The 25477-nt window shown below is 57.4% G+C and carries 18 protein-coding genes and 1 pseudogene; 9 read left to right on the forward strand and 10 right to left on the reverse strand.

Annotated elements, in window-relative coordinates; translation table 11 throughout:
- Window positions 1-15: 15 nt before the first annotated feature.
- Entirely contained in the window at window positions 16-1590 is a 1575-nt protein-coding gene (locus tag BUE16_RS00065; protein ID WP_143165321.1) for an alkaline phosphatase family protein, read from the forward strand.
- Window position 1591: 1 nt separating this feature from the next.
- On the forward strand, window positions 1592-2524 hold the full coding sequence (locus BUE16_RS00070; RefSeq protein WP_073306294.1) for a DUF2334 domain-containing protein: 933 nt from the start codon (window positions 1592-1594) through the stop codon (window positions 2522-2524).
- 25 nt (window positions 2525-2549) lie between these two features.
- Here BUE16_RS00070 and BUE16_RS00075 read toward each other — a convergent pair whose 3' ends face one another.
- The 6 genes from BUE16_RS00075 to BUE16_RS00100 all read right to left on the reverse strand — a co-directional run bounded on the left by BUE16_RS00075 (window position 2550) and on the right by BUE16_RS00100 (window position 10188).
- Window positions 2550-3875 carry a sulfatase family protein gene (locus BUE16_RS00075; RefSeq protein ID WP_073306296.1) on the reverse strand — a complete coding sequence of 442 codons (1326 nt, stop codon included), beginning with the start codon at window positions 3873-3875 and terminating at the stop codon, window positions 2550-2552.
- Between the two features lie 39 nt (window positions 3876-3914).
- The gene (locus BUE16_RS00080) at window positions 3915-5192 is read right to left on the reverse strand and encodes a hypothetical protein (RefSeq protein WP_143165322.1); all 1278 of its coding nucleotides are present in this window, start codon (window positions 5190-5192) and stop codon (window positions 3915-3917) included.
- Window positions 5185-6330 (reverse strand): glycosyltransferase, encoded by a 1146-nt coding sequence (locus BUE16_RS00085; protein ID WP_079991411.1) that lies wholly within the window; start codon window positions 6328-6330, stop codon window positions 5185-5187. The genes BUE16_RS00080 and BUE16_RS00085 overlap by 8 nt, the downstream gene beginning before the upstream one ends.
- A 15-nt stretch (window positions 6331-6345) precedes the next feature.
- Window positions 6346-7791 carry an oligosaccharide flippase family protein gene (locus BUE16_RS00090; RefSeq protein WP_073306303.1) on the reverse strand — a complete coding sequence of 482 codons (1446 nt, stop codon included), beginning with the start codon at window positions 7789-7791 and terminating at the stop codon, window positions 6346-6348.
- A 4-nt stretch (window positions 7792-7795) separates the two neighbouring features.
- Window positions 7796-8680 (reverse strand): class I SAM-dependent methyltransferase, encoded by an 885-nt coding sequence (locus BUE16_RS00095; RefSeq protein WP_079991412.1) that lies wholly within the window; start codon window positions 8678-8680, stop codon window positions 7796-7798.
- Window positions 8681-8766: 86 nt separating this feature from the next.
- On the reverse strand, window positions 8767-10188 hold the full coding sequence (locus BUE16_RS00100) for a sugar transferase (protein WP_073306307.1): 1422 nt from the start codon (window positions 10186-10188) through the stop codon (window positions 8767-8769).
- Window positions 10189-10434: 246 nt separating this feature from the next.
- Here BUE16_RS00100 and BUE16_RS15940 point away from each other — a divergent pair, with 246 nt between their 5' ends.
- On the forward strand, window positions 10435-11148 hold the full coding sequence (locus BUE16_RS15940) for a DUF7519 family protein (RefSeq protein WP_079991413.1): 714 nt from the start codon (window positions 10435-10437) through the stop codon (window positions 11146-11148).
- A gap of 98 nt (window positions 11149-11246) precedes the next feature.
- On the opposite strand, the pseudogene BUE16_RS00110 reads toward BUE16_RS15940, so the two are convergent.
- Together BUE16_RS00110 and BUE16_RS17445 are read right to left on the reverse strand one after the other, a co-directional pair.
- Window positions 11247-12201 (reverse strand): annotated as a pseudogene (locus BUE16_RS00110) (AAA family ATPase).
- A 970-nt stretch (window positions 12202-13171) separates the two neighbouring features.
- Window positions 13172-13417 (reverse strand): helix-turn-helix domain-containing protein, encoded by a 246-nt coding sequence (locus tag BUE16_RS17445; protein ID WP_073306309.1) that lies wholly within the window; start codon window positions 13415-13417, stop codon window positions 13172-13174.
- 261 nt (window positions 13418-13678) lie between these two features.
- Between BUE16_RS17445 and BUE16_RS16135 the strand changes: the two genes are divergently transcribed.
- From BUE16_RS16135 to BUE16_RS00125, 3 genes are all read left to right on the forward strand, one after another.
- Window positions 13679-14191: a hypothetical protein gene (locus BUE16_RS16135; protein WP_143165324.1), complete on the forward strand. Its 513-nt coding sequence runs from the start codon at window positions 13679-13681 to the stop codon at window positions 14189-14191.
- Window positions 14188-14865, forward strand: coding sequence for a hypothetical protein (locus BUE16_RS00120; RefSeq protein WP_143165325.1), 678 nt, complete (start codon window positions 14188-14190; stop codon window positions 14863-14865). Before BUE16_RS16135 ends, BUE16_RS00120 begins: the two co-directional genes overlap by 4 nt.
- A gap of 63 nt (window positions 14866-14928) precedes the next feature.
- Window positions 14929-15774 (forward strand): hypothetical protein, encoded by an 846-nt coding sequence (locus BUE16_RS00125; RefSeq protein ID WP_073306313.1) that lies wholly within the window; start codon window positions 14929-14931, stop codon window positions 15772-15774.
- Window positions 15775-16175: 401 nt separating this feature from the next.
- On the opposite strand, the gene BUE16_RS16140 is transcribed toward BUE16_RS00125, so the two are convergent.
- Together BUE16_RS16140 and BUE16_RS16145 are read right to left on the reverse strand one after the other, a co-directional pair.
- Complete coding sequence (locus BUE16_RS16140; RefSeq protein WP_143165326.1) at window positions 16176-18596, reverse strand: type IV secretory system conjugative DNA transfer family protein; 2421 nt, start codon at window positions 18594-18596, stop codon at window positions 16176-16178.
- 56 nt (window positions 18597-18652) lie between these two features.
- Window positions 18653-19831 carry a hypothetical protein gene (locus BUE16_RS16145; protein ID WP_234972294.1) on the reverse strand — a complete coding sequence of 393 codons (1179 nt, stop codon included), beginning with the start codon at window positions 19829-19831 and terminating at the stop codon, window positions 18653-18655.
- Window positions 19832-20173: 342 nt separating this feature from the next.
- On the opposite strand from BUE16_RS16145, the gene BUE16_RS17450 reads away from it, so the two are divergent.
- From BUE16_RS17450 to BUE16_RS00150, 3 genes are all read left to right on the forward strand, one after another.
- Entirely contained in the window at window positions 20174-20332 is a 159-nt protein-coding gene (locus tag BUE16_RS17450) for a glycosyltransferase (protein ID WP_079991466.1), read from the forward strand.
- A gap of 450 nt (window positions 20333-20782) precedes the next feature.
- On the forward strand, window positions 20783-21721 hold the full coding sequence (locus tag BUE16_RS00145; RefSeq protein ID WP_073306319.1) for an NAD-dependent epimerase/dehydratase family protein: 939 nt from the start codon (window positions 20783-20785) through the stop codon (window positions 21719-21721).
- Between the two features lie 2573 nt (window positions 21722-24294).
- Entirely contained in the window at window positions 24295-25419 is a 1125-nt protein-coding gene (locus BUE16_RS00150; protein WP_200778335.1) for a glycosyltransferase, read from the forward strand.
- The last annotated feature ends 58 nt before the right edge of the window (window positions 25420-25477 follow it).

The raw sequence follows: 25477 nt of genomic DNA on the forward strand, positions 1-25477 counted from the left end.
CAGACGCTTTGTCTGTTGGATGGTGAGAAGGAGGAAATGACGACGGTTGTACTCGGGCTGGACGGGGGTTGTTTTGAGCTGATTCAGCCCTGGATCGACGATGGAGCGCTCCCCACATTCTCGAATCTGGCTGAGGACGGCGTAACCTCTGATATGCAGAGCTGTCTGCCGCCAGTCACGTGCCCGAACTGGCAATCTTACGCGACAGGAACGAATCCGGGGAAACTGGGTGTGTTCTGGTGGGAAGCCGTCGATAGAGAAGAGCGAACCATCGAAAACCGGAGTACTGCGGGAGACTTCGACGGTACGCACTACTGGCGGTTTCTGGATGGAGAAACAGCTGTCGTGAACCTTCCAACGTCGTACCCACCTTCGGAGGTAGACGGAGTCCACATTGCCGGTGGCCCTGGCGCAGAACAGGCGGGGTACACCTACCCCGAGTCGCTAGAACCGGAGCTCGAAGAGCGGTACGACTATGCGGTCCATCCCGAGAAGATGTCGCTGCTGTCCGGTGACGATCCCGACAACGAGTGTGTTCCGGAGATCTACGACCTAATCGACATACGGTTCGACGTACTGGAAGACGAACTCAAACAGGGGGAGTACGAGCTAGTCCACCTGACGGTGTTCTACCTGAACGTGCTCCAGCACTTCTACTGGGACATGGATGTCGTGAAGCGTGCGTGGGAGCGCATCGACGAGCGCGTCGACCAGGTGCTGGAGATGGAAGAGTTGGAGAACTTCTTCGTGATGTCCGATCACGGATCGAACGGGATCGAGACCACGTTCCGCGTCAACACCTGGCTCGAACAGCACGGCTACCTTCAGACTGAATCGAGCATCAGCGATTACCTCCACAGGGCAGGCATTACGCAGGAGCGTGTTCGCCCGATTCTGGCAAAACTGGGTGTGGAGTGGTGGGCACGACGGCTCCTTCCGGAGCGCGTACAGATGCTCCTCCCCGACGAAGAGGGGTCTGTCGACAAGAGCGGGAAAGCCGACGTAATAGATTGGGAGAACTCGCGGGCGGTCGCCAGCGGACAAGGCCCTGTGTACGTACTCACCGACGATCCCGCCGAGCGCGAGCGCATCGTCGACGAACTGATTGCCGATCTCGAAGGACTCACCGACGAGGCCGGAAACCCAGTGTTCGATCAGGTGTTGCGCGGCAAGGACGTGTACAGCGGCCCGCACGTAGATCGCGGTCCGGATGTGGTTCTCGATCAGGCTGCTGGCGTCCACATCGAGGGGAAGATCGGGAACGCCGAGGTGTTCGGCGCGCCGAGCAAGTGGCACGGCGAGAACAAGGACACGGGGATGTTCATCGGATACGGACCGACTGTCGACGAGACGGCGCCGTTACCGGACATGCACATCCTCGACATCGCGCCGACGCTGCTCCACCTGCACGGCGAGGACGTCCCGGAGCGGATGGACGGCGAGGTTCGCCGTGACCTCTTCGAGGCGGGGTCCGAGCCCGCGAACCGCGACGTCTCCCGCGTCGACGTTGGGGACGTGGGCAGCACGGATTCACGAACGGCCGAGCGCGACGTGACCGATCGGCTGGAGGATCTCGGGTACATGGAGTAGTATGAGTGGCGACAAGGGCGTGTTCACGATCTCGCTGGACACCGAACTCGCGTGGGGGACCTTCGACCAGGGGAACGTGGAGCGCTACGAGGAGGCGTACCGAAACACCCCCGAAGTGATCGACCGGCTCTGCGACCTCTTCGACGAGTACGAGATTCCGGCGACCTGGGCGGTCGTCTCCCACTTGCTCGAAGATTGTGGTGGGGACCATTCTGATCGCACGTCGCCAGACTTCGATTGGGCCGACGACTGGTTCGGCGAACTGCCGTGCGCGAGTGGCATGGACGAGGACCTGTGGTACGCACCGTGGTTGCTCGACCGGTTACAGGACTGCGAGACGGACCAGGAGATCGGGCTGCACGGCTCCACACACATGCAGCTCGGTGCAGACGGTTGTTCGCGGCGGCACGCCGAGGAAGAAATCGGTGCTGGCGTCGACACGCTACGCGCGCACGGCGTGGAACCGAAGACCTTCGTATTCCCGCGGAACGACATCGGGCACGTGGACGTGCTCCGCGAGCACGGAATCGAAGCCTATCGCGGCGTCGATGCACGCTGGTACGAGGGAAGTAGCCTTCCAAGTAAGGTGAAGCCACTGCTTCGATTCGTAGACGAATCGTTACGTCGAGCGCCGGGGGTCGCCGAGCTAATAGACCGTGACGGTATCATCGAAATCCCTGGGTCGCAGGCGTTCCGTCCGTCGCGTGGTGGGTGGCAGTACACGCCCGGGGACAGTAGTGTTGCTCGCGCGAAGAAGGGGCTAGAGCGTGCAGCGCGAACTGGTGGAGCGTTCCACATATGGCTCCACCCGTTCAACCTCGGGCACGCAGTAGATCGGGATCTGGGGAGACTGGAACGCGTACTGGAGGCCGCGAGAGAGTTAGCCGATGACGGAGAGCTGGAGTGTCGTTCGATGAGGGACGTGTCGTCCTGAGAGCGTCAACGGCGGTAGCGACGGCTCACTTGTACCCGAGTGCCCGAAGACGCTCCTCAACGCCTTCGTCGTCGTCGACATCCGGGACTTCGACATCCTCGGAAGTTTCCTCGATCTTCTCGAATCGGTCGTTCAGTCGCTTCCGGAAGCGCTCGATAGTTCCCGGATGCTGGTCCGCGACGTCGTCCGTTTCTCCAGGGTCCTCAGCGAGGTCGAAGAGGGACTGTTCGTCGGTTTTTCCGTCGTAGAGGTACTTCCAGCGGTCGGTACGGAACCCGATTCGCAGGTAGTCCTCGCCTCGAACCTCTTTCTCAGTGACGATGGCGTCGTAATCCGGGCTCGCTCCGTCGATGACGGGGAGAAGTGATTCGCCTTCGAGGCGTTCGGTCATCTCGTAGGAGTAGTCGGCGTCGGCGAGATCGAGAAGTGTCGGGAGGATATCCAGGGTTCGAACCATGGTGTCGAGGGTCGTCGGCTGGTCGACAGGAGCCGAATCCGGGAATCGAATCAGCAGCGGAACCCTCGTGAGTTCGTCGTACGGGAGGTTCTTGTGTCCGTAGAGACCGTGTTCGTCGAACTCGTCGCCGTGGTCGCCGACGACGACGACGGTAGTGTCTTCCAGCTCGCCGCGTTCATCCAGTTGATCGAGAAAATCCCCGATCTCCTGATCAAGATACTCGACTTCCTTCCGGTAGTTCGTCCAGAGTTCCTCGTGTTCCGCGGGCGTGATTTCGTCGGGCGCGTTCACGGCCGCTTTTCGCCAGAGTCGCTCGGCGCGGAACTTGTTCCGATAGCCGAAATCGCCGCCGGGGAGATACGGACCGTGGACGTCCATGTACTGCGTCCAGAGGAACCACGGGTCGTCGGTCGACGTGATCCACTCTGCGAGGTTTCGGTTCACCTTCTCAGCTGGTAGGTACGGAGTGCGTCGGAGGATTCGCGCGGCTTTGTTCGCGAACGTGAGGAGTTTGTCGGGTGCGTTTTCGACGACCCCGTCCGGATCGTAGGGAAAGATGTTCTCCTCGAACGTGTCGAACCCGCGATCGAAGTTCCGGAGTCGGGAGACGTTCGGGTTCGAGTGAATCGCGCCCGTGGTGTAGCCGTTCCGTTGGAACTGTTCGGCCATCGTCGGCTGTTCTTTTTCGAGGTACCAGTGTCCGCCGTAGTCGAGTGGGTAGCGGCCGGTGAGCATCGCAGTCATCGACGGCGCGGTGCTGATACCCTGGGCAAAACACCGCGTGAACGAGATTCCGTCCTCGGCGAGCTCGTCGAGGGTCGGCGTGTCGAACTCGTCGTCGGCGACGGCGTCGTAGCGTAAGGAATCGACGACGAGAAAGAGGACGTTGGTCATGTGGAGTCGTCTAGCTAGACTGCAGTAAAATGGCTTGTGTCATCGTGTCGGCCACCGAACGTCGAATTCGACGTTCGAGAGTCCGACGACGGTGAGGAGGAGAAGGATCGGGATGAACTGGATCCGTCGGCGCACGGCAGCACCGTAATTCATCTCGATGATCGAGTACGTGACGACGCCAGTCAGGAAGTAGGAGAGAAGAAGTCCGAGGTAGTAGGGCCTGTCTTGGAGTATCGCGATTCCCCGTCGGACGAACAGGGTCGCAACGAGAAGTGCAAGAGCACTCATGCCGACGAACAGCTCTGTGACGCTCTGGATATGCCACGGGAAGGGCGTGTACAGGAAGTACAGAACCTTCATCGGTGCGTAAAGGATTACGTCCAGCCAAGTGTCGTAGTGGAGTCCCATCAGGTACACGGCGTCACCATGAGCACGGCCGTACGCGAACGATTCGAGCGCCGCAGGGGAGAGCGTGGATCCGTGGCCGGTGAACGTCTCGAAATTGAGGGCGAAGAACGCGAGGAACGGGGCGGACAGGAGTGTGAGCCCCGCGAGGTAGTAGGGCTTATCGCGAGTCTTGACGAGACTGACGAACCCGACCATCGCCGCGATCAAGAACAGGTTCTCCTTGCGGAGTGCGAACGTAAATGCGGTGGCGAGAAGCGCGATTGCGAGGGTCGGTAGTGTGACAGAGTCGAGCCACTGGGCGGCGGCCCAGAGGAACGTCAGCATCGCGACGACGAGGACGACCTCTCGCTGAATGACGACCGACCGGTAGACGATAGTCGGCCAGAAGAGCACGACGGTGGCCGCGAGTACTGACGTTCGGTAATCGACGACGTGGCGCGCGAGTTTGAAGACGAGGTAGCCGACGAAGAGGCTGAAAAATGCGATGCCGATACGGCCAGCGACTGACGAGTGACCGAGGACGACGTAGAACGGCGCGAGCAAGTGCGCCATCACGACGCGCATCGTCGTAACGTCGCCGAGGACGCCGACGAGGTGGCCGTTCGACCACGCGGTTGCGAGATCGATTGCACGCCGATTGTGGCCTGTGGAGATCGGTACAGTCGGGAGGAATCCGACGACTGAATCGACCACGACGAACGCAATCCGGAACAAGAACGCTCCGGAGAGCGCGGTCAGGAGGTAGTTACGAAATTGGTACGCGGCGACGCCGACGGTGATAGTAAGGGCGGCGACAAACAGAACCGCGATTTCAACTGGGAGTAGTACGAGGAGGGCGAGTGTACAGACTACTGGGACGGCGAGCGGGGCGAACTGGCGGAATTCTCGGGTTCGATGTACACTACTCATCTACGAGTTCCCGGTAGAGGTCTACGTACTCTTCGACCGTACGCTCAATTGAGAAGTTTTCGGTGACACGCTTATAGCCTCGTGAACCAAGCTCACGTCTCCGTACCGGATCATCAAGTAGTTGGATAATTGCGTCTGCAAGTGCAGCCTCATCCTTCGGTTCCACAAGAATTCCAGCATCGTTAACAACTTCTCTAAACGGTGGGATGTCAGTGCCAATTATCGGACAACGAGCCGCCATCGCTTCAGCAGGTGCGAGTGGCAGCCCTTCCCAGAGTGAAGGAAATACAGCAACATCGAACGCTGGGAGATACGGGAATACGTTCGATAGCAGCCCAGTAAAAACAATATCATCTTGATAATCTGTAGATTTCGCCTCGCTCTTTAATTCAGTCATCAAATCCCCTCCGCCAATTAACAGAAGTTGTGCATCAGGCCGATGCTGTTTGATTTCGGGAAACGCACGGATCAGGTATTTGTACCCTTTGGCTTCGGTGAACCGTCCAACAGTCCCGATTACAGGTTGTTCCCTCGAAATCTGTAGATTGGAGAGGACGTCGTCTGTTTTCGAGAATTCCTGCTCGATAGCCTTCACATCAACTCCATTCTGGATTGTCCGAATTTTCGTCTCGTCCGTGAGAAGTCGTCGTTCCCAGGGCCGGAGAGAATTAACAACCGCATCACTCACGCCGACGATAGCAGTTGAAAGGGGGAGTGTGATGCCATTAGCAATGCGGTTTGATAGCGGGTAGCTGGTATGCACGCTATGCTCGATGCTTACTACGCGGGACATACCACTGAGACGGCCAGCTATTCGCCCCCATACTCCAGATATCGGAGAATTTGTCTGTAGTACGTCGTGGTCGGAGGTACGTAAATGACGAACGAGTCTCACGAAAGCGGCTAAGTCATAATTCGATGATGCCCCAATGTTGACCACGGACGCATCGTGTCGCTCAAATTCGTCCGTATAAGTCCCCTCACCGAACATATAGTAGATCGTCGTATCGAATTCTGAAGACGGCAGATGACGGCAGATGTCGAAGAGAAGTTGTTGTGCGCCCCCATGCTCTTTGTTCAAATTACCTATTAGATAAGATATATTGATTTTCTGATTTCTCATGTTGTGTCCCTGCATTTAGTTTGCAAAACACTATTTAAGAGCCCTGATTAAGGATTCGTCTTCCGCATCAACTCCTAATAGTATAGTTAGTAGTATAAACGTAGCAAGTCCAATCGCCCCGGCGATTAGAGCAGTTCGTAAGGAGTTCCCCAGAATATCTCTGAGTAGGAACATAGCAATTATTGCACTGACCGAAGAGGCAGCTCCTTTCCAATAAGAACGTGAAAATGGATGGATTCCAATGAAATACTTTACTTGAATAATTCGGAGAGTATTCACAACGACGATTGTGGATGCAGTAGCTACGGCAGCTCCAATCACCCCATAACGAGCTATAAGGATAAAATTCAAGATTATATTAAGTAGTGCAGAAATTGTGGAGTTTATAAACTCTGACCGCTCGTACCCAGCCATTATCAAAAAGGGGCCACCCAGACCAAATCCTACAGCAAATAACTGTCCAATTACCAGTACCCGTAACCCGCGTTCCAATCCAGTAAAACCGCTTCCAAAGATCGAAAGAACTGGGCCAGAGTACAAATATAGAAACCCCCCACCAGCGACACCCAACCAAATTAAATATTTTGTCATTCCGGTGTAAATATTTGATAGTGGAGATTTATTGGAATTATGATAATAGTCAGATGCGTAGCTAGGGAATATCGCGTTTGCAGATTGTTGTAAGAGCATCAATGTAGCAGAAGTTTGGAAAATAGCCTGATACTGGCCAACAGCATAGTTATTTTCCAGAATATTTAGCATTAAAATATCTGTCCAAGAAAGGGCTTGATTCACCACCGCAACAAAGAGAACCGGAACAGAATACCCCACCAGCTCTTTGATATCGACATTCAATTCAAATGAGGGTTTGTATTCTACCAACCTAACTAGGAATATTATTGAAAGTGCGGCCCCGAGAGCAGTGGATATCACGTAAACAACAGCCAGGAGCTTGATCGAGTGTAGCGTAATTGTAACGAGTATTACACCAGCCAAGGCAGTAATTGACTGGCCAAAATCACGAATATACACTGCGTATTTTGTTTCTTTAAATCCGCGGGTAGCTGCCATTCCAACGGTCATCACACTGTACGGCGCGATGCCTAGAAGAAATATCTTCAAGACATCCCCAGTATCCGACTGGAGAATGGAAAACTGTTTCAGACTAAGATACCCGATCCCGCTAATCAACAGACTCAAACTAAAGGATGAAATCAAACAAATAGAAATAATACTGAACGTTTTTTCTTTATTTTCATCACTATTATAGATAGGTATGTACTTTTGTGCAGTGTTGTCCAAACCGAATCTTCCAACAACACTACCAATACTCAACAAAACGACGCCTGTGGTGAATACCCCCAATGCTTCAGGGCCGAAAAAACGCCCAATAAGAACATTAGTTAGATATCTGATAGATTTGCCGATTAAGGCTCCGACCAAAGCAATCGAAAATAGCCGTAGAATGTTACTCATCTACCTATAGGCCTCTAACAACACCAATTAGTACACCTGTTTCTTCACTACAATCCCCACTGTCCTTGCGATAAAATCCATACGGAGTCTGTGCTCTGGAGTCTTCTATTCGTTGGGGATTTTGCACTACCTTCTGTTGTATGTATGTATCAATTGCGCTGTCTTCAAAGACGTCATTAAGTAATCTCTCAAAGGAACGGGCATCATAGCTATTGACATGAGGATAGTCCTTGAGTTGTTCTTTGGTATCCATTCTCGATAGATCTTGGTTATTAGGGACAGAGACTATGATACACCCATCATCACTAACAACTCTGCGCAATTCGTTTAGGAGTTTTTTATCGTCATTAACATGTTCCAGGGTTTCAAAACAACTAACGCTGTCCCTGGAATTCTCCTTCAACGGCAAATGGGCTGCATTACCCCTAACATAGTTTGCTTCATTGCCATAATGTGCATTTGCGTAATTAATTGCGGCAGAGTCAATCTCTACGCCGAGGTAATTGGTGCCTGGCCGAAGAGTCCTGAAAATTTTGTTTGCATAGCCAACACCACATGCTACATCTAAATGCTCCGGTCCAACATCATATTTATCAAATAGATCTATTGCAAATAGATATCTAGAAATGTGGTTTGCTTTTACGGTATCTTTCACCATAGGAGGGGTTGGGTTAAATGGCGGATCAAGTAACGCATCGACTCGATCCAACGGTTTTCCAAGAGGCAACACAAGCATTGCCTCAGAAAAACTGCGACCAGTGGCAAACAACGAGATCAGAGCGACGGGAGCGTACAAGTAACTTTTCAAAAATTTGAGAAATTTAGAAAGGAAGGGTGTTAACCCCTCTTCCCTCAATATTCTAATCCCATATCGAACTAACCTTCGCATAGAATCCACCAAGATTCTGAGTTACCTTAATCTATCGAATATCCCTACTGTGGCATCGATATTACTTTCGCCCGATGCCCTACAATTTAATCCTGTAAAAATATGTAAAAGGCGTCCGCACCCACTTTCCACACCTGCCTCACGATCAACTTCAGGTCGTACCAGAACGACTGCTTCTTCACGTACTGAAGGTCGTAGCGGATTTTCGTTTGCGGGTCAGCGCCCGTGACCCCCCTCACTTGCGCGACGCCGGTCAATCCCGGCTTGACGAACCAGCGTTTCCGCCAGTCGATGACGCCGGACTGGATGTCGAAGTCGAATGCTGGACGCTCCGGACGCGGGCCAACGACACTCATGTCGCCCCACAGCACCGCCCAGAGCTGCGGAATTTCGTCGAGGTGCGTCTGTCGGAGTACGCGTCCGACTCGCGTTACCCTGGGATCAACGCCACCTTCATCTTCGGCACTGATCTTCACGCCTGTGGTCGCCTCGGCGTTCTCGACCATCGACCGGAACTTGTACACGTCGAACCTCTCTCCAAACACCGCCGTCCGCTCCTGCTTGTAGAGCACCGACCCACCGTCATCTACCTTAATCGCCACACAGATGCCCAGGATCACCGGTAACAACACCACCAACCCTACTCCGGAGAACGCCACGTCGAACGCCCGCTTCAGCATGTAGTCCTGGATATCCCACGGCTCAATTTGAACGTCCACCAACCGCCCCACATCTTCCCCAGACGTCAACACCGTATCCGAATGATCGCGATGCACCTTCGCGTCGACGCCGTGCTCGTAACAGGCATCTAACGCCCCGAAGAACTCCGCCCTGTCCGCGTGCTCGAACGCCAGCACGACCGTGTCGACGTCGTACTCCACGAGCACGTCCTCGATGCGCGAGAGCCCGCCCAGTCGGGCCAACCCCTCCACGTGCACGCCGCCGTCGGCGATCGCCTGCGCGCCGAGTTCCGCCTGCACGCCGACGGCGTTCGTCGGGCACAGATACCCCAGCGGCTCCTCGTCGACCTGTCCGATCACGTCTGCGATCACGTCGGGGTCGTCGCCGACGACGATTGTCCGGTCCCCGTCGCCGTTCGGCCGCTGGCGGATCCACACGAACCACGCGGGCAGGGCGACGAACAGCACCGGCGCGACCAACAGCACCGTGAGCCGCGGAAGCGCGTACGTGTAGTCGAAGTAGCCGATCGTCGCGACGGCGAAGACGGCGACGATCACCCGCTTGTGCGTGAGCGCAACTGTGTCGAGGACGCGGCGCGGCCGCGGCCGGTACAAGGGGAAGAACGCCCCCGTGAACACCACGACGGTCAGCAGGACCTCGATCGCGAACTCCGGGCCGTCGGGCGAGCCCGCGGGAAGCCGCCGTAACAGCGGTAGCGTCGCCACGGCTGACTGGACCACGCCGTGGTTCGCAATGGCGACCGCTAGCGTCGATAGGAGGATCACGCCCCCGACGCTGGCCAGTCGATATCGCCACCCTCGCTCCATTTAAGTCGTGTTGTCATGGGAACAGGGTTAAGTGCTACGTACGACGCCCGACATTCGGTAGCGGAGCACCCCGACGCAGGCTGCTAGTTTAGTCAGAATATGTCGGACGAACACAATATCACGTCCGGTACCCACGATGAGGAAGCGAAATGGGCGTACATTCGGCGTCGACGCAAACGACGCCGTCGACCGGGACCCCGACGAGTCACTGGGGGCGGCGTTGGCGACCGTCGAACGGGGAATTCGATGACGGCCGCCCCGTCGGCTGCGAACCGGTTCCTCCGGCACTCGACCGTCGTGAGCGGCGTCGTCGCCGTCATCCTCGGTGCCGTCGCTGTGGGACTAATCGCCGAGACGACGCTCCAGCGACAGTTCCTGATGGGGGCGCTCATCGGCGTGAGCACGTTCGGCCTCGGCGGCCGGTTGTGGCACCGGTGGCGTGGTGCCGTCGGCCTCGGTCTGGTGGTGTGCGGGTGTCTGGTCGTCACCGCCGCGGCAGGCAACGCCGTCACGCAACCTCCACGGATCATCCATCGGCTCGAACTGTTACCCGGGATACTGGGGCTGTGGACGCTCGCCGCGGCGCTCGTGCCGATAGGGTTCCGCTGGAGTCGACTCTTGATCGCCGTCGGGTCCGGACTGCTGTTCGTCGCGGTGCTTACGAGCGGCGTCGTCCGCGGGGCGTCCACGACGGCGCTCGTGGTCGCGGCAGCAGCGACGATCCTCGCGTGGGACGCCGCCGAGAACGCGGTGTCGCTGGGAGTGCAAGTCGGTGCCCACCCGGAGACAGTCACCGTCCGAGGGGAACTCGCTCACGTGATGCTCAGCGGCGGTCTCGCCGCGGGCGCCGTCGTGGCCGTCCTCGGGGTGACCCATCTCGGCGTCGACAGCCTCCCATTCGAGGCCCTCGTCGCGCTGCTGGTCGCCGGTGTCGTCCTGCTGTTGGCATCCCACCGGTGAACGGTGTTTCCGGTTTCGAATCAGTGAACCCAATTCCGGCGAGGCGACGCTGTTCCGGAACCGAGCGAGAACTGCTAGCCCGCATCGAACGCGTCGACTCAGGTGTTCAACTGCGGAACGGGAACGTCCGAGAGGATCGCTGAGACGACATCCGTCGTCGCGACGCCGTCGACGCGAGCGTCGGGGGTTACGACGATTCGGTGAGAGAGGACCGGCAGCGCCATTGCCTTGACGTCGTCAGGCGTCGCGTAGTCTCGACCCTCGAGTGCGGCGTGGGCACGAACGGCCTCGAAGAACTTCTGGATACCTCGCGGTGACACGCCCGTGCGGACGCCTTCATGTTCTCGGGTCGCGCGGGCGACGTCGACGAGGTACTCGCGAACGGCGTACTCCACGCGGACGACCTCGGGCGCCTCCCGCAGTTGGTCGAGACGCTCCGGGGTGCAGACCCGTTCGACCGACGCCGACTTCGACCGGCGCGACGCCCGGCGCTCGATCAGTTCGAGTTCACCCGAGCGATCGGGATACCCCAGCGTGGTCTTGACCGCGAACCGGTCCTTCTGAGCGACCGGGAGCTCGAACGTGCCGTCCATCTCGACGGGGTTCTGTGTGGCGATGACGACGAACGGGTCGGGAAGCGCATACGCGTCGCCGTCGACGGTGACTTGCCCTTCCTCCATCGCTTCCAGCAGCGCCGCCTGGGTCTTCGGCGGCGCCCGGTTGATCTCGTCGGCCAGCATGACGTTCGCGAAGACTGGCCCAGGGGGGGAACTCGAACTCCCGCGTCGCTTCGTCGAAGACGTTCGAGCCGATGACGTCCGAGGGCAGCAGGTCGGGCGTGAACTGCACGCGCGAGAACGACACGCCGAGCGCGTCCGCGAACGATCGTGCAGTCAGCGTCTTTCCCGTCCCCGGAACGTCCTCGAGCAGGACGTGTCCGTCCGCGAGGATCCCCACGAGGATCGTCTCCAGCGTCGACCGCTCGGTGACGACGGCGCTTGCGATCTCATCGAGGAGTTCATCACACTGGCGGCGTACCGCCTCCGGTTCCATGGCGACTGCTGGGCTATCGGCGGGATTGTTATCCTCTCGATACTGGAAATAAATGACTAAGCGATCTGGGGGATCTGCGAGCCCCGCTTACTGCAGCGTCCCTTCGCGGTGGACGTCGTCGTCCGCGAACATCGCGTACCCGACATCCGCGGGTGTGTAGTCGGTGTCGGCGGGTATCTCCCGGGTCGGGTCGATCATCACTACGTAGTCGTCAGCGCTGAGCCGAGATGAAATGACGCCGATATCGAGAGCAGTCGGGTCAACAGTTCACTACCCCTATGCCAGCACCGCTATTCATCGAGCAGACGGTGGTGAAGCGGGGTGCTACACTACCACAGTGATCACGAGCTGTCGACGCTCGCCCCGCGGTGTTGCATCTACTAGCTCGGCGTCAAACCGATCGAAGATACGGAGGATGCGAGACGGGCCACGGTCACGTCGCAGTGTCGTCTCGACTGTCCACCCCACATGAGTGTCGACGCCGGGTGCAATCACATCTACTCCGATGACACACTCACACGCCGCGAGGGTGTTCGCGAGATTGTGTGCCTGGGTTCGGCGTTGTGCGAGACAACTCACTGTCTCACCTCAGTGCCCTTGAAGCAGCTCACACAGAGACTGATGTCATTCTGTCCGCGGATCATTGCTGACCCACATCTTCCACATTGGACACCGTACACCCTCATCGGAGACTCCACTCATTGACGATACAACTTTCAGGCTGGTTTGAATCTACTACCATGGCTTCTGGTTGCTAGAGAAGCTAGTCCACCTGTTCACGCAGGCGGGCGCTCGTTCTTTTCAAGCACCTATCGAGACTGACTTCTCATTACCACGTAACAACCTATGGAGCATAAAACCTTGCCTCAAAACAACTGATCTGTTCTACTGCACAGGATGGCTCCCTAGAGTGGCCACGCGAGAGGTTGAGGCCAAGCGTTCTCTGCTGTTTCTATTTCTGCTCTACCTGTTAGAGCTCCGATTCGGCGTATGCTTGCCTGCCCTCTGTAGTGAGCCACCAAACCCGAGATCGCGAGCCAGACTTCTTGCTCATTACTAACCCGCGTTCCTCAAGGTCGTTGAGCTTACTGTATGCCGCTTGCTGAGAGACGCCTGCATCTTTAGCTACCTCGGAGGATGTAACGACCGGATCTGGAGACATGTAGAGGGCCCGGAGATATTTGATATCACTGTCTCGAAGTCCCGGATTCGTCATCAACTATCTGCTATTCGTGCCGCGGCAAAGACCCACCGAACCAATGAACGTATCTATGTGTGGGTTTCCACGAAACAACTAAGTGGTCCCTCTTGTTAGAACACAATGAGCGACTCCATACGCACCCGCCGCCCACAGACGTGGCGGCTGACGCCTCACCGTCACCCGCCGTGTGGGGTCGCAAGCAAGCGACATGATCGATTCGCACACGCGCCGGCATCAACGTGCCGGCACCGAACCAGTTGCAACACCCACCAACCAATGAGTGAGCTCGCCTGGGGGGACTTACCGGCCCTCCAACGGGACCTCCTCCTCACAGTCGTCAGACTGGACCGCGATGGCACCCGAGCCACCAGAGAAGCACTCACCGAGGAACTCGGTCACTCGACGAGCATCGGCCCGGCGCTTGAGGATCTCACCGGCAGCGCCATCGCGATCGACACCTCCTCGCCGCCGACGTACACGCTCACGCCGACGGGTAACAGACTACTCACCCAGCACCACGCTCGCGTTTCGAGTGTCCTCAGCGCACGCACGTCTCCTGGGACTGTGGCCGTTCCGTACTGTCCACACTGCGACGCGGCGATTACTCTCCTATCGCCGCTTGGAGACTCGACTGTCCGAGCCACACCCTGTGGCTGTCATCTCGAGGTCAGTGACGACGACTCCCTGTACAAAACCCTCACAAACGCACTCAACCTCACAGCCGACACCGACGCACGCACACACCTCCGGCAGGCACTCCAACTTGCCATCGCGCGGGGTGAGCAATGACGTACGACCCGCTTTCCCCAGAGATGGTGATCGAAGGACACGTCATGACGTGGGACGGGCGCAGTGACCCAGTGACCGTCGTTGATCAAGGCGACGAAACGCTGCTCGTTGAGACCGATAGAGGCGAGCAGTTCCAACTCGCAGGTACGTCTGCTGGACTCATAATCGAGGAAACCGGCGAGCACCTCGAGAACGCGCGCGTGATCGGTATGAACTCATGGCGGATGACGAATGAACTCACCAGCTACTTCGAAGAGACACTTGAGAAGTACGCCAGCACAACAATCTCTGCTGTCGAGTTCACCGAGCAAAACGATCTGAGCATCGATGAGATGAATTATCAACTGTCCACGCTTCTGGGGGACGCTCGATCCACGATTACTGCCCTGCGCAGTGGGAATGATACGTGGATCATCTGTGATTCGGGCTTCTATGGCCGGGGATCACAGTCAGAACTCGCTGACGCACTCTCGCATCGAGAACATGTCGAGGCGGTCGCCGAGGAGGACAACGTACTCGTTGTCACGTTCGATGGAGAGACGACAGCTGTCCCCCTGTTGGTTGCTCATCTCGTCTATCATGCCGGATGGGCGATCGTCTCGGTCACGAACCCGTATGGTGAGGACCCGCTCACGATGACACTCACTGACCGGCCGGAGGCGACTACACGATAGGACGCGTCGCCCCGCCTCGCTCGCTCGCCACCCACACCACCAGCCACAGCTCTCGCAACCCATATGTCACACACATCATCGACCGCACACGCACTGCCGACGACCGACCAGGATGTCGACCAACTCGTCGCACTCGTTCACGAACAGAAGTCGACGATCGCTGACCTCACTGAGACCATCGGAGACCAGGCAGAGCGCATCGATGCACAACAGGAGCAACTAGAGACAGTCTGTACCCGTCTGAACGCACTCGAAGACGACGAGACCACCGACGACACTCTACAGTCAGCCGAACTCACAGAGCGGCTCGACACCCTCGAGCGCACGGTGACGATCAAACACGACCGGCACCTCTCGTGGCTCGATGGGATCATTGTCGGCGACGAGAGCGGCTACATCACCGACGAACAGGAAGCACTGCTCGAAGCACACGACTCACTTATCGACGCCCTCGATACGACGGCACAGTCTGACACCTCACATGAAGCCAATGCAGAGCCGACCCGTCTCCGTCGCATCGTCGACGCGATCGCCGACAAGGTGGACCTCGACACGACAGCGGCACTTGGTGGCGCAACTGAGGACACACTCACGCGCCTGCTCAAACACGGGCCAAGCGACATCACCGACCGCGTCTATGCGGTTCATCACCGGGCTCGTGACCTGTTGAGCCACATTGGCGAGTGGGGAACGACAACCAACGACGCCTACGGACGGAGAATTACCATTTCAGCACCAGTCGTGAAGGAGAATCTGAGTCTCAAGCGGGATGAACACCTCTCCTCGACAGAGGTCCGCCGCATCTTCGAGAAACTCGAAGCACTCGCTGCAGACTCACCGCGAGAGGTCACGGCCGACATCGGCGGTAGATCACAGAATCGACTCACGATCGCGCTTCCGGAGCCCTGACAGCTGGTGATAGCCCGCCCACACGAGTTGGGGTGACACCATCCCGCCATAGACGCCACTACCTCACCTCGGACAGCTGTCCCAGATACCGCCCGCGCCGCGATTGTCCATGGGCACTCACACGTTGTGTGGGTGGGTAGCTGCGGGTGTGTCTCGAAGAGCGGTTGTCGGCGGTGGTCACGGCCTCACGCAGGCTCGATTGTCCACTACCACCAGCTGTCAGGGTCGTGTTGAGCCACGTGGAGTCTGGCAGCCAGGCCCGGACTTGCCGATAACACATGCTGTACGACTGCAAATTCCCGTTACATATCGGGAAAGTAGTATATAATTCTTTGCCCATTTGAAGCGGTTTCAGCTCCTTGAGACCGCTTCAAACGAGAAGGCCGCGATCAAATGGAGGCCTACACCAAGCTAGGTTCTCCAAGCGCATCCCGTAGGTGCTTCATCGTGAAGACCTCGGTCAACCCTGCACAGTCGATCGCGTCGTTCACGTCGCGCATCGGCGTCCGGTCACTGTAGGACTCGTCAATCCGTGGCTTCCCGTCAGCAGGCTCAGACAGCGGCCCGATGATCGCGCGGTGTGCGGCTTTCCGTGAGACGGCTGCCCACAGCACTTCCGACGCATCCAACTCACTCATCTTATCGAAGTCACGAGGGGCCGCCTCACTAGCGTCGTGGTTCTTGCATTCCCCCTCGCCAACGACGACGACGTTTCGGTCTGCATCCAAGCCGGCGACGTCGACGCGAAAGTCTATGCCGGGCGGCTCATAATACGGGATCACTCGATCGACAGGCGAGTCATCACTGCGTTTGTACTCCCGAACGATGTAGCGACGCAACGCCTCAACTAACGCCCTGTGCGTCGCCGTCTCATCGAGATCACCATACCCGTTACCGTGGTCGACACCCTCGCGATTGTGCTCGTTCAACAGCGAGCGCCCGTCAGCAGTCACCGTATATAGCGTCTCACGTAACCCATCATCCCGCTTCAACAGGCCTTCTTCGAGCAACTCATCTACCGCACCGCGTGACATCCCACAGTAGTTGCGCAACTGCACCATCGAGTTGTGCACGATATCGAACTCAACGGGGGAGTACACCATCCGCGTCGCGTTGAGCACGACCTGCAAGAACAGCAGTTGTTGCACCGAGACGTGCGTTGCCGCGATTTCTTCAGCAGACAACTTCAGCGAAGCGTAAATCGCCGGAATCGACTCGATCGACACGTCGGCGACTGAATGATGGCATCGAATCGCCGCACGCAGTCCTTCGTAGGTCGGGTCATACACTTGCGAACACGAGGGGTGCCCACATGCGATCGCATCGCGGTCTGCAACATATGACACACAGTCTGGCAAGACCGGCGTCACCGGCAGTGTTGTCCCCGCTTGCACGAGTTCAGGAGCCGATGAGGAGACTGTATCGGACTCATCAGTCGTCACGTGCTCGTAGGCTGTCGGGTGGATACCGATCTCGTTACTGGTTCGCGCGACCAATGCGTCCAGTGCTTGGTCCAACCCCGAACGCTCGGCATCTGAAAGCGGTCGGTCACTCTCCGGATAGCCCGGCGGAAGCGGTGCCGACCGCATCGGCACCGTCGAGGCTGAGCGACCGTCGAACTCCACCGGTGGTGCACGAAACAACCACTGGCCTGGAGAAAGCGCACTGAGTACCTGTTGAGTCTCTGCAGGCGAGGAGCTTCGCACCGACAACTGCTTTGCCAATACGGGGTCATCCGGAACCTGCCCAGAAACGAAGGCGTGTGACTCAGCTACTAACTCGTGATAGAGTCGGTCAGGTGCGTGACTGTCGTGTTTAGCCTGCCCCGGGAACTGCATCGAAGAGACAATCGACAAGCCGTATCCACGCCCCTCTGAGAGCATCGTCGACAGCAGCGGCGTCAGTGCGATGTTTGCGACCTCCTCAATATGGAGGAACACATGTCCCGGGTCCACATCCAACGCAAGCTGCCTGCTTCGGCGTTTTAGTGCGAACCATAACTCGGCCAGCAAGACAGTGGCGAGCCCACGCTGTGTCTCTCGGGCGACATCACCGAGATCGAACAACAGTGTTGCATCCGTGTCGAGGATCTGGTCGAACCGAAACTGTGGTGTCGACTCGTCAGTCGCAAGATGATTGAATACCGTTGCTAAGTCGACACGGCCGGTGACCTGCTCGAGGACAGTAATCACACCGGTCATCACTGCCTCCCGCACATCTTCATCCAGTTGCGCAAGATCCTCGAGAATCCGAGCGGCCCTGTCGCTCGAGACAGACGGGGGCGCTCCGCCATGCTGGATCGCCCGCGCTTCCTCGAACAAGTCTCGATGCCGAAACGCATTGTCGCCGTAGGCTGGGTCGAACTGCGCTCGAATCAACGCCCGAATGGTCGGCGCTGTTCGCTTCCCGAACGACACATCACTGCTCAAATACCGGACGACCTCGAGATATCGGTCAGCACGGTTTTCGATCGCCCGTGAGCGACCAAGGCCTGCCGCAAGATCAGCGCTGATGTCGAAAAACGGGATCGCCGGGAGTACCTCCGCAACTGGGATATACACCACCGAACCAAGCGGCGCACCACTTGCATAGACAGCACGGATAATCCGCTCACTCATCCCGTCACCTTTCCCGTCGATAAGGATTCGAGGCCCCTCCATCGACTTGTGTGCCGAGGTGAACATCGTCTCCCCAAGCACTGATTTTCCCGTATTCGTCTTGCCAGTGATCAGTGTGTGAAACGGAAGCGCCGTACGCGGAATCTCAATCGCCTGCCTCCTCGTGACATCGTCCGGTGTGGTGTCGCCAATTCGTAGTCCCATTAGTCTCTGTGAATGCGTGGTTCGCCGTTTTAGCGGCGATCGGTTCGACAGCGCCGCTAGTCGTCTCCGCCGAGGAAGCCGCTGTCTAAGTCGTCGGGACCAGTCGGGAACTGTGACTCCCCACCAGTATCCCCGAGTCCCCCGGTATCTTTGTCAGTTTCCGAGGGAAGGAAGTCGACTACCGCTTCCTTCAAGATGACCGGCGTCCGCTTCCCGTTCAATCGCTTGATCGTTGGGCGGTGGTCATCCCAGACTGCGTTCGGGTGCAGTTGTTCAGGTGGCGACTCAGTCAGGGAAGCCACATCTGTCGAGTCGATGTGAGACTTCGCCGACACGCCCGGCGTCTGGTTGAAGTACGACTTCGCGTCCTGCAGAAGTGTCTTCACCGTCGCTCTCGCAGACACTCCGACAGCAACTGCAACGACAGTCACGGCGAACTGTCCGCCGTCATTGCGACAGTCTGCGAGGATCTCTCTGGTTACACCGTTGTCCGAACGCTTGCGCCAGGCACCGATCCGCTTGTTCGACAGATCGATGGGCGCGAACCGTGCTTCGAACCCTGCAAGAGGTGCCTGTGACTCTCGTAGCGTCCGCGTGACTCGCTCACCGACCACCTCGTTGGAGTTGTCTTGCTTGTTCCCGGGTTTCATCACGACATTGCCTTGTTCATCAGGGGCGATCGTCACAGCGCCGACAACGACCTGTTCACTTTCGGGACGCTCTGCACTGGCACGCTGTAGTCCCGTCAGAAGATCCGGAGCGCTCGCCTCGGTGGTACTGATCGATCGACCCATCGATGAGTTCAACAACTGCGTGACCGGGGCCGACTCATCAGTTCCGACCGTTGTTTCGACCTCACCGTTGGTCGCGAGTCCACTGATCCGACTCGTGGATGTCCGCGTCCACCCCCGACGAAGCATCGGACCGGCGGCGAGCGCTGGGATAACTGCGACACTGCCCGCCATCACAGCGACTGGGCCGCCGTACAGCGTTGGGACGCCAGGAGCGAGCTTCGCAGAGAGAACGATAGTGTAGAGTGTCTCATGATCAACCACCAGGTACCGAAGAAGTGACAGCATCCACTCTTCCACCCACGCAGTAGCGACGACACTCACCGCCAGAGCGGTGGGCACTGCCGCGACACCGATCACTGTAGCCCTGCACAAGTAGTTGAACCACCGGTCACGTGCCCGTTCCCTGTACTCAGCTCCGATCGACTGTTCCCATCGCTTCACAGTCTGCCATCTCGTCGTCTCGTGGAGGCCATCTGCGAATTTCCGCGCAGCTACCTCGCCACTACTGCGGTCGAATCTCGTGACCCGCCGCACTCGATCGCCTTTCACCTCACTTCACCGCCGACTGTGTTCGTACGTTTAAACACGGATCCAATCCCAATAACCAGAGTATATAAATCTATGCCCATTTTCTCACGATCCGTTACATTTTAGCGCGATCGAGATTTGAATCTATACTATATCTCCTGTTGTAATCGATATTACTATCAATAGATGAACGTATGTGGCTTATTTAGCAAATATTGTGTGTATTAGCGGCGTCACTTCCCAGCGCGCTACGCGCTGGCGTACGCCGCAGAACCAATCATCGTCCTCACGAAGGACAACGATGGAAAGCACTCAGCGCTCAACCACGGACTCAGACATACGGACACCGACCACATCGTCACCGTCGATGCCGACTCTGTCATCAAGCAAGATGCTCTCTCGGAACTCGTTTGATCACTGAAAGCGAACCCCAACGCCGGCGCCGTCGCAGGGAATGTCAAGGTAGCCAACCGGGATTCGTTCATCACGCGCCTCCAAGCACTCGAGGCATCGGCGGGGTCACCACGTTCAGACGTACGGTCGGCCTGCTGGGCTTGTTCATCCTGCTACAACTGTTGCTCTCGCTAGTAGCGATCCACATCGAAAAACGATGATCTGTGGCTCGGACGATACGCACCGCTGTCAATTGTCGACTACAAGCAGTTCCTCGATACCGTCTTGCTCAAGCGTGTCGCCGACGGCTTCACGTACGACGATCTTGCGTGGACCGGTCCCGAGCCGATCCGCCAACGGTAGTAGACGAGTGCCCCGATGACTGATCTCGTGACAACTCTCCATTGTGTGGCTCACTGACCCCGTAATGGGACCGCAGAACACATAGTCTGGGCACCCGCACGCTCGCTCGTGTCTACTGGATGTCTCACGGACCGACGAATTCTCGTGACCGGTGGAGCGGGCTTCATCGGCAGTCATCTCTCGGATGCGCTTGTTGACGACAACGATGTTCGGGTCATTGACAATCTCACGAGTGGCGAGCGATCAACCCTCCCGGACGACGTGACGTTCGTCCACGGAGACATTCGCGACGAGGACACGCTTTCACAGCTCGTGGCCGACGTCGACGTTGTCTTTCATGAAGCCGCTCTCGTGAGCGTCCAGCACTCCATCGAAGATCCGGTTGAAAGCCACGAGACCAATACACGGGCGACCCTCGGATTGCTTGAGGCTGCCCGAGCGAACGACGTGCGAGTCGTCCTTGCATCGAGTGCGGCGATCTACGGCCATCCCGAATCCGTCCCGATTTCGGAGACCGCTCGGAAAGAGCCAACCTCGCCCTACGGGCTCGACAAACTCGCCATCGATCACTACGCGCGGTTGTATGCCAACCTGTACGACGTGGAGACCATCCCGCTCCGGTATTTCAACGTCTATGGTCCCGGACAGGTCGCGGGCGACTACAGCGGCGTCATCAGCGTGTTCATCGAGCAGGCGCTCTCCGGTGAGAACATCACCGTCCACGGGGACGGCGACCAGACACGCGATTTCGTCTACATCGACGACGTTGTCCGGGCGAACTGCGCGGCCGCAACTACTGACGTGGTTGGGCAAGCGTATAACGTCGGCACTGGGGAATCCATCTCAGTCCGCGAGTTAGCTGAGGAGATTCAAGACATTACGGATACGTGCTCAGACATCGTTCATACCGACGCCCGCTCGGGAGATATTGCTCACTCGCAAGCGGACATCTCACGGATGCGTGACCAACTTGGGGTTGAGCCGACGGTTTCCCTCCGAGAAGGCCTTGAGTATACGGTCGAGTGGTACCGAGAATCACGACTGTGACCGCGGTACCTCTTTGACCCCTAGTGTAGTGCTCGTAAGAATCACCGAGACAGCTCTGTGAGGCCTACAGCGGTAGTGGGGGCATCAAGTTACTGAGGGGCTCAGGAGTCGTCGCCAGAGCTGGGTACTCGGCATAGCCGCCCGGGATGGAGGCACCACACTGAAGCGAACGCCGGGACTGCAATCTCTGCTCGCGAACTGAGTGAAAGCGACGAGCGACTGTCCGGATCAACGGCCGTCGCCCGTCGCTGGCATGGTGGCGCCCGGAAGTGGGAGCACGAAGGTGTATGTCCAGATCCCGGACGGGTTCAGACTGATGTCGAATCATCATAAAAGCGTTACTCGCGATGATCGCTGGGTGATACTAGACGGGAGCAACTCAATTCAGATGGCCCACGCTACGGACTACGTCCGATCGAATACCCGCGGCGGGTCCATGTCAGACGCTTTTGTCGCCTATCTCCCGCCGCGGACACACGGGTCCACAGCCGCTATGAGCATTGTTAGTACGGGTGTAGCCGCGGCGGTGTAGCCAGTACGCTACCAGCTGGCTGCAGCCAAACACCAGATTTCCCATGCTTGAAACACTCCAGTCGCACGCACTGGTAGTCGCATCGCTCGTCAGTCTCGTCGCGCTCGTATTGTTCGTCCGCGCGCTCCAGGGTCCGCGGGCGCGTCGGCTGCTCGGTCCCGCTGCGGACTGGCGGGAGTCGCTCCGACGCGGGTTACTCCCGCTCGTTGACCGCGTCGCTCGGGCGCGACTGTCCCGCGATCACTACGCATATCTACCTAACGGCTGTTTCAGTTGGAGATTTATCGTAATAATGGATCTTCAACAGAATCACCGTGACCCAATTGGTACGAACCAGGCGACACGTAGCTCGATTGCGACCGACCACGTGAGGTCGGCTGTTGGTAGTGGGAAAACCAGCAAGTGATCCGCTCATCGAGGCTCGATATCGGTGGTGCGCAGGCTTCATGCTCTGCGCGTGTTCCAGCAGTCTCGGAGTCAACCAGCTGCCGGAGTGAATGCGCAGGTCTCACTGCGGTCTCTATCTCCCGAATAATCCGTTGGGGACCCTCATGAGTAGGCAACTACCGACTCATTGTACTGTGAAAATACTGTTATTATGGTCTCGGTCGAATACGTTCCTGCTGGGACCAGCGTTGGTTCCGACTGGATACGGCAATGGGTGTGTCACACTCTGACGGAGTAGATCTGAGAGGCCATATCCAGTTCCGGCGGTGAGCTCAAAATTCCGCGTTTGTGAGAGAGATCCACCGCCACAAACTGCTGTATGCCTGATTCCATCAGAAACGAACAGGTTCGGTTGTCTGTAGATTCAGGTATCGCGATCAATGGCCAGACTGCATGTGGGATCCGACCACTGCGCCACACCCCCTCATTTCAACTCCAATTCCACAGTCGCCGGTAAGTCGATTCTGGGGAGTACTGCCTATGAAGCCGGGGATATCTCACTCCACAGGTACAGTACTGCTCCGCAAGAGAAGATCATAGAGAGAGGCAAACGTACACCACCCAACTACCATTTTGCGCCATTCAGGGCGACCGCCCGCGCGGCCGGCCGCGACCCAGTGGGTGCGGCGTCGCGACGCCAGGAGTGAGCACTTGTCGGTAGCGTCGAGATGGCGATTCAGCGGTGTCATCATCAATCTGGACGACGGCCCGTTGAGTAACGCGGGCACACTACTGATGGCTGCTCTTGTGGCACGCCGACCCACTATGGAGAACTACGTGATAGCACTGATGCGCGATAGAGTACGCTGGCCGAGTTCACACACTCAAATTCGTCGCAATTAGCACCGCTGTCGCGATCGAGGCTCGGTAGCGGTGCCGTTTGCGGACTAGAACTGTTCGGTTAATCTGCTGCAGTAATCTGCTGCAGTAATCTGCTGCAGTAGTCGGCTGCAGCAGTTGCACACAGATATCCAGACACAGCATATCCAGAACTATCACAATACCTGCTGGTCGTGAAGGGGTGATCCGAGTAATCTCCATTCAGGCACGCTTGTCAGTTTCTACACACGGCCGCGTACCCTTGTCACGGACTGTCGATACAGTGGGCGTCGCCGCGTCGACGCTCGCGACTGTGTGCCCGCGTGCACACCCTGCCCGACGGGGAGTCGGGTTCGTCGCCTTCTGTTTGTTCGGTGTTTCTTCACTCTCTCCTGTTTCCCCCTCTTGCGGTGTGGTTGCGTAAGCGTGACCCGGCTGTTTCTGAGCGACTGTCAGGTACGACAATCGATCGCTACATTACCTCGTTGTGAATACCCACTCTGCGGTTTGGCTGCGTAATATTTGATGAGTTGACTGTTGGCCAGACAATCGAGTAGAGGGCCTCCACAGACAGAATTCGCTTGTGGAGAGCATCCCATACGTCTGTGGAACACCACTGTTCAGACCACTGAATCTACTCGAGGGCGAACTTCGAAATACGTCGGTTGCCACCAGGGAGACTACCGTAAAAAGCTCTATGGAGTGGAGCAGTCACACTTCTAAATGAGACAGTATATACGGGAAAAGAGATAGCCAACCCACAAGGCACGAACGAATGAGTAGAGAATCAGTTGCGATCCTTCACGATCGGTTCCCGACTATTGGCGGGAGCGAGACGTTCGCGATTGAGGCTGCCAGAGTTCTCGATGCTCCGATCTACACCATGTATGTCGACAGTGGGGTCGATGTTCCTTCCGACGTAGAGGTCCGACCTATCCGGCAAGATAAGTATTCTCGCGGGCTCTCCGGGCGTCTGCTCGACTGGAAGAACAATGGAATGAACCCCTTCGAATCTGCCAGCGTTGCGATCGATATGACTCAGGGCTGTGACGAACTCGCCGAATACGACGTGATCCTCGAAAGCGGTCCGCTCTCGAAGTTCTACGTACCCGAAACTCACCAGCGGATCGTCCACTACCCGCACAGCCCACCACGCTGGCTGTATGACCTGTTCCGAGACCGGATGAAACGCATAGACTATCCGATCATCGCCTTCGGTGCACGCACATACGCCAAGATCTGGCGGACGCTCGATAAGGAGGCAGTAGATTACGTTGATACCTTCGTCGGAAACAGCGAACTGATTCGCGACCGGATCAGACGATTCTATGATCGTGATGCAGAGGTCGTCTACCCTCCAGTCACTGGCGACTGGCGAAACGAAGGCGACGACGGGTACTTCGTCACCTGGTCACGATTGGACCCGGAAAAGCGAATCGACCTCATCGTCGAGGCGTTTCAGGGGTTGGACGAGCAACTGGTTGTAGCTGGCGACGGTGAGGAGCGAGAGAACCTCGAGCAGTTGGCTACGGGTCACGACAATATCGAGATCCGTGGCTTCGTTGAGGACATTGAATCGCTAACCGCGCGCGCAACGGCAGTGGTATACGGTCCTCGAAAAGAGGACTTCGGTCTGGTTGCTGCAGAAGCGTTGTGTGCCGGAAAACCGGTGATCGGCGTCAACGAAGGCTTCACGAAAGACCAAGTTGAGGAAGGATTGACCGGTCTCACATTTGAGCCAACTGTTAAATCGCTTCAGAACACGATCCGAACGTTCGATCCCGCTGATTTCGACACTCACCGGATTCAGGAGTTCGCCGAACAGTATCGATATGAGGTGTTTGAGGAGGGGTTACGCGAAGTGGTCTTTGAGAACGAGGACCGATTCAAAAGCGAGTGAGCGGTACCGAACCGACATTGATAAAGTATCGATACGCGCTATCGCATGCGTGCACCTG

This window comes from Halobaculum gomorrense (assembly GCF_900129775.1).
Taxonomy (GTDB): Archaea; Halobacteriota; Halobacteria; order Halobacteriales; family Haloferacaceae; genus Halobaculum; species Halobaculum gomorrense.

Coding starts and splice junctions, on each gene's coding strand:
- BUE16_RS00085 (WP_079991411.1), bottom strand. CDS start 6,330: ATGCAGGGACACAACATGAGAAATCAGAAAATCAATATATCTTATCTA.
- BUE16_RS16140 (WP_143165326.1), bottom strand. CDS start 18,596: ATGGGACTACGAATTGGCGACACCACACCGGACGATGTCACGAGGAGG.
- BUE16_RS00095 (WP_079991412.1), bottom strand. CDS start 8,680: ATGCGAAGGTTAGTTCGATATGGGATTAGAATATTGAGGGAAGAGGGG.
- BUE16_RS00120 (WP_143165325.1), top strand. CDS start 14,188: ATGACGTACGACCCGCTTTCCCCAGAGATGGTGATCGAAGGACACGTC.
- BUE16_RS00075 (WP_073306296.1), bottom strand. CDS start 3,875: ATGACCAACGTCCTCTTTCTCGTCGTCGATTCCTTACGCTACGACGCC.
- BUE16_RS00070 (WP_073306294.1), top strand. CDS start 1,592: ATGAGTGGCGACAAGGGCGTGTTCACGATCTCGCTGGACACCGAACTC.
- BUE16_RS00090 (WP_073306303.1), bottom strand. CDS start 7,791: ATGAGTAACATTCTACGGCTATTTTCGATTGCTTTGGTCGGAGCCTTA.
- BUE16_RS16135 (WP_143165324.1), top strand. CDS start 13,679: ATGAGTGAGCTCGCCTGGGGGGACTTACCGGCCCTCCAACGGGACCTC.
- BUE16_RS00125 (WP_073306313.1), top strand. CDS start 14,929: ATGTCACACACATCATCGACCGCACACGCACTGCCGACGACCGACCAG.
- BUE16_RS15940 (WP_079991413.1), top strand. CDS start 10,435: ATGACGGCCGCCCCGTCGGCTGCGAACCGGTTCCTCCGGCACTCGACC.
- BUE16_RS00100 (WP_073306307.1), bottom strand. CDS start 10,188: ATGGAGCGAGGGTGGCGATATCGACTGGCCAGCGTCGGGGGCGTGATC.
- BUE16_RS17445 (WP_073306309.1), bottom strand. CDS start 13,417: ATGACGAATCCGGGACTTCGAGACAGTGATATCAAATATCTCCGGGCC.
- BUE16_RS00150 (WP_200778335.1), top strand. CDS start 24,295: ATGAGTAGAGAATCAGTTGCGATCCTTCACGATCGGTTCCCGACTATT.
- BUE16_RS00080 (WP_143165322.1), bottom strand. CDS start 5,192: ATGAGTAGTGTACATCGAACCCGAGAATTCCGCCAGTTCGCCCCGCTC.